Source organism: Cellulomonas jepli, from assembly GCF_047229345.1.
Taxonomy (GTDB): domain Bacteria; phylum Actinomycetota; class Actinomycetes; order Actinomycetales; family Cellulomonadaceae; genus Cellulomonas_A.
In genome coordinates, this window is sequence record NZ_JBFTER010000161.1 from 1 (window position 1) to 6,334 (window position 6,334).

Consider the following 6,334-nt stretch of genomic DNA (forward strand, 5'->3'; position numbering starts at 1 on the left):
CGTCAGCCCAGGCCGCGCCGGCGCCACCGCCACCGCCGCCGAGCCGCCGACGCTCGCCCCCGCTCTCGCCGAGCTCGTCGCGGGCGACCCGGTCCGCGCGGCCGCGCAGCTCGAGGCCCTCCTCGACGCCGGCACCGCCACGCCCGTGGTCGAGGCGCTCGCGCTGCTCGGACGCGCGGCGGCGCTGAGCCTCGTGGGGGACGCCGCGGAGCAGGACGCCCGCACCCGCGCCACCACCGCCGCCCACCTGCTCGACAGCGCCGCCCTCGAGCGGGTCGCCGAGGGCCTCGAGCTCGCCTGCCGTCCCCGCCCGCACCCGCGTGCGCTGGGGCACCTGACCAGGAGCGCCGAGGCCGCCGGCGACGACTGGGGCGCCGCGGTGCTGCGGCTCCTCGCGCTGTGCGCCGACGTGGTGCGGCGCGCGGCGACCCCCGCGGACGCCGATGACCTCCGTGCCCGCTTCGAGGCCCTCGACGCACCGACCCTCGCCGACTGGTGCACCGCCCTCGCGCTCGTCGCGCACGCGCACGCCACGCGTCGGGCCACACCGCGGACCACCGCCCGGCACCGCGAGACCGGCGTGCCCGACCGCGCAGCTGGGGAGCAGGCACGGCGCCTGACCGGGGTGCCCGCGGCCCTCGCCCGGCTCACGGCCACCGGAGCGGCGCTCGACGACGAGCCGGCCCGGCCCGGCGCACCGCACACCCCGCCGCACGCCCCGACGGACGCCCCGACGGACGCCCCGACGGACACCCCGGCGGACGGCCGGGAGGACGACCTGCGCACGGGCACCGGGGACGCCGCGCCGCGCAGACCCCGCGGACACGGCTGGCTGGACGCGGTCGCCCGGACCCTCGCGACCACCGGCCCGCGCACCCGGACGCCGGCCCACGCCGGGTCCGCGGGCGTCGTGCCACTCACTGCGGCCCGCCGCGCGGCCACGCACAGCACGGGGCCCTCGCACGCGTGGGCCGAGCGCGCCCGGCTCGAGCCGAGCCGCCCCCTCGCCGCCCTCGACATCGCGACGCGACCCCACGCGCTCGTCGCACCCCCGCCGCTGCCCGCCGCCCGCCGGACGCGCCTTGTCGTGCGCTGCCTCGGGGGCTTCTCGCTCGAGCGGGACGGCCGCCCCGTCACCCACACCCACCTGCGCCCGCAGCACCAGGCCCTCCTCCGGGCGCTGTGCGCGCACGCCGGGGCTCCCGTGAACCGCGACCGGCTGCTCGAGTGGTTCTGGCCCGGGCGCGACCCGGAACGTGCCCAGCACAGCCTCCAGGTCGCGGTCAGCGAGCTGCGCAAGCTCCTCGAGCCGGCCACCGCGGGCGCCCGGGGCTCGGTGATCTGCCGGGACGCCGGGGGCTACGGCCTCCAGCTCGGTCCGGACGACGAGCACGACGCCCGCACGTTCGAGCGGCTGCTGCACGACGCCCGGATCGCGGCCGACGGCGCGGCGGGGACGGCGCTCTACCAGGCTGCGGTCGACGCCTACCCCGCGGACCTCCTGCCGGACGACGGGGTCAGCGAGTGGGTCGTGCACGAGCGCGAGCGGCTGCGGAGCTCCGCGGTCTCCGCGTGCCGGGTCCTGGCCGACCGGCACGCCCGTGCGGGCGACCACGCGGCGGCGATCCAGGTGTGCCGCCGCGGCCTCGCCGTCGACGCGTACCAGGACGGGCTGTGGCAGCGGCTCGCGCTCTCGCTCGACGAAGCGGGGGAGCCGGCGGCGGCCGCAGCGGCGCGGCGCGCGTACGCCGGGATCCTGCGCGAGCTCGACGTGCTCGTCGGGCCCGGGCCCGTGCGGCCGTCGGCGGCCGGGCGCGCGGTGGAGGACGCGACGCGCACCGCCCCGGTCCGCGCCGTCCGTGCGGCGGGTCCGCTGGTCGCCTCGGCGCCGAGACGCGCGCCGTCCTGAGTGCGCGACGACCTGAGTGCGGGGCGGAGGGCGAGCCCTCCCCGCCCTAGGCGAGCCCGTGCCGCACGGCGTACGCGACGGCGTGCGAGCGGTTGCGCAGCCCGAACCGGCGCGTGATGTCCTGGATCACGGTCTTGACGGTGCGCTCGGAGTAGCAGAGCCGGTGCGCGATCTCGCGCGTGTCGGAGCCGGCGGCGAGCATCCGCAGGACCTCGATCTCACGCTCGGAAAGCGCCGCTTCGGCGCTCGAGCTCGCCGCCGGCGAGGCGTGGCTCCCCGCGTGTGCTCCGGCGTGCACGGCGGCGGCCCGGACGTGGTCGACCTGCGGTGCCGGGGCGGCGGCTGCCGCGCGCAGGAGCGCGGCGAGGCTCGTCCGGGTCACGTCGCGGCGCCACAGCACGCCCACGACGCCCGCCGACCGCGCGAGCGCGAAGTCGTGGGCGTCGAGCTCGGCGACCACGAGGACGCGGCGCGGCCGCGGGCGACCGGCGGGGTCTGCTGCGGTGAGGTCTTCGAGGCGGACCCGGTCGAGCACGAGGAGCTGCACGTCGGCGGCCCCGCGCTCGGGGCGCGGCACGAGGACGAGGTCGGCGCAGTCGCGCAGGAGCGCCTCGAGGCCGGCGGCACTGAGCGCGTCGTCGCAGTGCACGGCCACGTGGACGCGGGGGAGCGGCTCGGGGCGGAGGTGGGCGGTGCGGTCGCCCGTGGGGGCGACGGGGCGATGGGTCGGCGTCGGACGCGTGGCGATCGTCGTCATGGGGGCAGCGTGTCCGACGCCGCTCAACAGGGGATCAACACGGTGTCAACGGGCCGGAGAACCCGTGCAGGCGTCCAGATCGGCGCACGATAACGGAAACAAGCGCCACTGACGGCGCACAGGAAAGACCAACCCCGGCACAGGAGGAGGAGGGGCTCCGGACGCAGCGGCCCAGGTCCGGCGGTCGGCGACGGATGCGCCCGCACGCCGGAGACGGTAGAACGAGAGGATGAGCACCGTGCCGCGCGACCTGACGTCCGACACCGCCGCCGACCACCGCGCCGAGCGCGCCCTGACCGAGGCCGAGGCGTTCGCCGGGGACGCCCGGACCGGGGGAGACCCGAGCCGCGCGCCGCACTCGCTCTCCGCGACGGAGCAGCAGGCCGACGACGAGGCGATCGCTGCCGCGGACGAGTGGGACGACCCCGCGCGCCTCTGACCACCCGCGCACACGGAAGCGCCCGACCCCTCACGAGGGGTCGGGCGCTTCCGTGTGCAGGCGGGACCGTCCGTGCGCCGGCCGGCCGGCTCAGGTCAGAGCGACGCCCCGCGTCCGCCACTCCTGCAGGATCGCCTTGCCGTCGGCGCCCTGGATCACCGGCACGCCCTCGGCCTGGGTGCGACCCTCCGCGCGGTTCGCCTGGTCCGTCGACGTCGGTGCGCCGTGCGCGAGCACGTGCTCGGCGCCGGTGAGCTGACGGATCACCACCGCGTGCACGCGGTCCGGCCGCTCACGCACGAGGTCCGCGTAGATCTCCGGGTCGTGCTGCCCGTCGTCGCCCACCAGCAGCCAGCGCATCTCGGGGAAGTCCTGCACGAGCCGACGCAGCGTCCGGTTCTTGTGCTCCTGCCCGCTGCGGAACCACCCGGTGTTCGTCGGGCCCCAGTCGGTCAGCATGAGCGGCCCGACCGGGTACTGGTGGCGGCGGACGAACCGCCCGAGCGTCGGCGCCGCGTTCCAGGCACCGGTCGACAGGTAGATCACGGGCATGTCCGGGCGGTCCGTCAGCAGCGCGCGGTACAGCGCCGCCATGCCTGGGACCGGCTCGCGCGCGTTCTCGTGCCGCACGAAGCTGTTCCACGCGGCGATCAACGGACGCGGCAGGCGCGTGACCATGATCGTGTCGTCGATGTCGCTCACGAGCCCGTAGGGCGTCCCGGGGTCGATCACCAGGACGGGGACCGCCTGGCTTGCCCCGCCCTCCGCACGGACCGTGACGTCGTGCCACCCTGGTGCGAGGTCGGCCTCGACCACCGTGTCGACGTAGCCGCCGCGGTCCGCCACGGCGGTGAACGTGCGGCCGGAGACCTCGATCTCGACGCGGGCCTCGGGCACCTGAGCGGTCGCGAAGGACCGCCAGCCGCGGACCGCCCCGACGTCGCGCGCCTCGCGCTCGCTCGTCGCGGTCCCCGCGCCGGGCAGCTCGGCGTCGGGCACGGCGGGCGAGGCGAGCAGCACGCGCGCGAGCACGCGTACCCACCCGGCCGACGAGCCGTAGCCGACGTAGGGCTCGACGCGGGCGGTCCACCCGCGTCCGGACAGCCAGCGCGCGACCCGCCGGTTGAGCGCGTCCTCGTAGCGCGCCGCGCGGTGCGGGCGCTGGGTCGTGGTCACGGCGGGTCGCGCGTGGTGGCTCATCGAGGTGCTCAGCGGTCCGCCGCGCCCTTGGCCGCGGAGCCGGCCTTGCCGGCCGCCGCCTTCTCCGTCGTCGCGCCGTCGGTGCTCAGCACGCCGCCCGCGGACTCGAGGTGGGCCCGCACGAACCAGTGGAACAGCTCGAGCTCGTGCAGGTGGCCGACCAGCAGGTCGTTCGTGACGTCGTCGAGCTCCTCGGTGTCCTTGGCCGCCTTGCGGTGGTCCGTGATGACGCCCTGGTACACCTCGTCGAGCGCGCCCAGGTGCTCGATCGCGCCTGCACGGCCGATCGAGTAGTCGTCCCAGGTGCGCTCGGCGACGAGCGCGCCCGGCGTGCCGCGAGGGGGGACGCCCAGCGTCGCGATGCGCTCGGCGATCGCGTCGACCATCGCCCGGACCGCCTCGACCTGCGGGTCGAGCATCTCGTGGACCGCGATGAAGTGCGGGCCGACGACGTTCCAGTGGATGTGCTTGAGCGTGAGCGCCAGGTCGTTGAGCGCGTTCAGGCGGGTCTGCAGGATCTCGGCGAGCGCGGCGCCGTCCTCGGGGGAGAGCGACGGCACGGTGAACTTGGGCAGACCTGTACGACGGGCCATGGTGGGGTGCCTCCTCGTGTCCGGCGCCGTGCTGGCGCCTGGATTCGTGTGTCTCCACCGTGCCCTACGAGCGGCGGGGTCGCATCCGGGCGTCGCTGCAGGTGCACGGGCCGTCCTGCCCGTGAGCGCGCAGGTGGGCGCGTCGCGGGCAGGAGCGTGCGGCGGTGGTCAGCGCTGCTCGTCCACGTCGGTGGCGGTGGTGGCGGCGGGCTCGGGTCGGGGCGCCGGGGCCGGGCGGTGGGCGTGCCGGCCGAGCAGGCGCCAGGCCCCCGGCAGGGCGAGCGCGACGAGGGCGGCCTTGAGCGCGTCACCGACGAGGAACGGCCAGACGCCGAGCTGTGCGGCGGTGGCGAGGTCGACGTCGAGGAACGCCATGAGCCACGGCACGCCGCCGAGGTACACGACGGCCGACGCGAGCGCGACGAGGCCGAACGCGCGGACGGGCCCACGGTCGGCGCCGCGCCGGGCGAGGTGGCCCGCGAGCGCGCTGGCCGGCAGGTAGCCGAGGACGTAGCCGAACGACGCGATCGCCCAGCCGCTGTTCCCGTCCGCGTAGACGGGTGCACCGAGCACCCCGCACGCCACGTAGAGCAGCACGCTCAGCGAGCCGCGGCGGGCTCCGAGCGCGGCGCCGCCGAACATCACCGCGAGCGTCGAGAGGCTGATGGGCACCGGCGTGAACGGCAGGGTGATCGTCAGCTGCGCGAAGCCCGCGATGAGCAGCGTCCCTGCCACCACGAGCGCGGTGTCGACGGCGGCGCGGGAGCGCACCGCCGGGACGAGGTCGGCCAGGACGAGCGGGCGTGGTGCGGAGAGGTCGACGGTGGTCATGGGGGCTCCTGAGCGGGTGGGGGGAGTGGTGCGGGAACGGGTTCGGGTGAGGCGGGCCGACCGCCCGCAGGGTGCTCTGGCGTGTCGTGGTCGCTCGCCTTTGGTCAGGTGGTCGGCTCGACCGCGGTGCCGGGGTCCTTCTCGCGGCGTCCACCAGCGCCCTGATTCGATTGAACGTTGTTCAGGACACCTGAACGGCGTTCAAGTTAGCGGCGCGCTGCAGTAGCGTCAAGGCGCGCAGCGGGCTCGCCCGAGCGCGACGACCAGGAGGAGGGGACGTGGCACTCACTCGCGCCCAGGTCGTGGCCGCCGCCCTCGAGATCCTCGACGAGTACGGGCTCGGGGACCTGACGATGCGGCGTCTCGCCGGCTCGCTCGGGGTCCAGCCCGGGGCGCTGTACTGGCACGTCGCGAACAAGCAGGCGCTGCTCGCCGAGGTCGCCGACGCGATCGTCGCGGAGCTCCCGGTGCCGGCCTCCGGCGACGGCCCCACCCCGGACGCACCGCCGCCCCCCGCACCAACGGTGGGGGGGGCGTCGGACGTACGTGGGAGGGCTCAGCGCGAGCGGCGGTTCCCGGCCATCGACATCGCGACCGCGCCGCTC

At 76.6% G+C, this 6,334-nt stretch carries 7 protein-coding genes; 3 read left to right on the forward strand and 4 right to left on the reverse strand.

Translation table 11 applies throughout. From position 1 onward, the window contains the following. A partial coding sequence (locus AB6N24_RS22280; RefSeq protein ID WP_412871547.1) for an AfsR/SARP family transcriptional regulator occupies nt 1-1,909 on the forward strand: 1,909 nt, incomplete at its 5' end. Nucleotides 1,910-1,955: 46 nt separating this feature from the next. Here the strand turns inward: AB6N24_RS22280 and AB6N24_RS22285 are convergent. Then, nucleotides 1,956-2,666 carry a helix-turn-helix transcriptional regulator gene (locus AB6N24_RS22285; protein ID WP_412871548.1) on the reverse strand — a complete coding sequence of 237 codons (711 nt, stop codon included), beginning with the start codon at nt 2,664-2,666 and terminating at the stop codon, nt 1,956-1,958. Nucleotides 2,667-2,895: 229 nt separating this feature from the next. Here AB6N24_RS22285 and AB6N24_RS22290 point away from each other — a divergent pair, with 229 nt between their 5' ends. After that, complete coding sequence (locus AB6N24_RS22290; protein WP_412871549.1) at nt 2,896-3,105, forward strand: hypothetical protein; 210 nt, start codon at nt 2,896-2,898, stop codon at nt 3,103-3,105. Nucleotides 3,106-3,195: 90 nt separating this feature from the next. On the opposite strand, the gene AB6N24_RS22295 is transcribed toward AB6N24_RS22290, so the two are convergent. The 3 genes from AB6N24_RS22295 to AB6N24_RS22305 all read right to left on the reverse strand — a co-directional run bounded on the left by AB6N24_RS22295 (nt 3,196) and on the right by AB6N24_RS22305 (nt 5,729). After that, on the reverse strand, nt 3,196-4,281 hold the full coding sequence (locus tag AB6N24_RS22295) for an App1 family protein phosphatidate phosphatase (RefSeq protein ID WP_412871550.1): 1,086 nt from the start codon (nt 4,279-4,281) through the stop codon (nt 3,196-3,198). A gap of 32 nt (nt 4,282-4,313) precedes the next feature. Next, nucleotides 4,314-4,898: a Dps family protein gene (locus AB6N24_RS22300; protein ID WP_412871551.1), complete on the reverse strand. Its 585-nt coding sequence runs from the start codon at nt 4,896-4,898 to the stop codon at nt 4,314-4,316. A 168-nt stretch (nt 4,899-5,066) separates the two neighbouring features. Beyond that, nucleotides 5,067-5,729: a biotin transporter BioY gene (locus AB6N24_RS22305; protein ID WP_412871552.1), complete on the reverse strand. Its 663-nt coding sequence runs from the start codon at nt 5,727-5,729 to the stop codon at nt 5,067-5,069. Between the two features lie 278 nt (nt 5,730-6,007). On the opposite strand from AB6N24_RS22305, the gene AB6N24_RS22310 reads away from it, so the two are divergent. Then, on the forward strand, nt 6,008-6,334 hold a 327-nt coding region (locus AB6N24_RS22310), incomplete at its 3' end, for a TetR family transcriptional regulator (protein WP_412871553.1).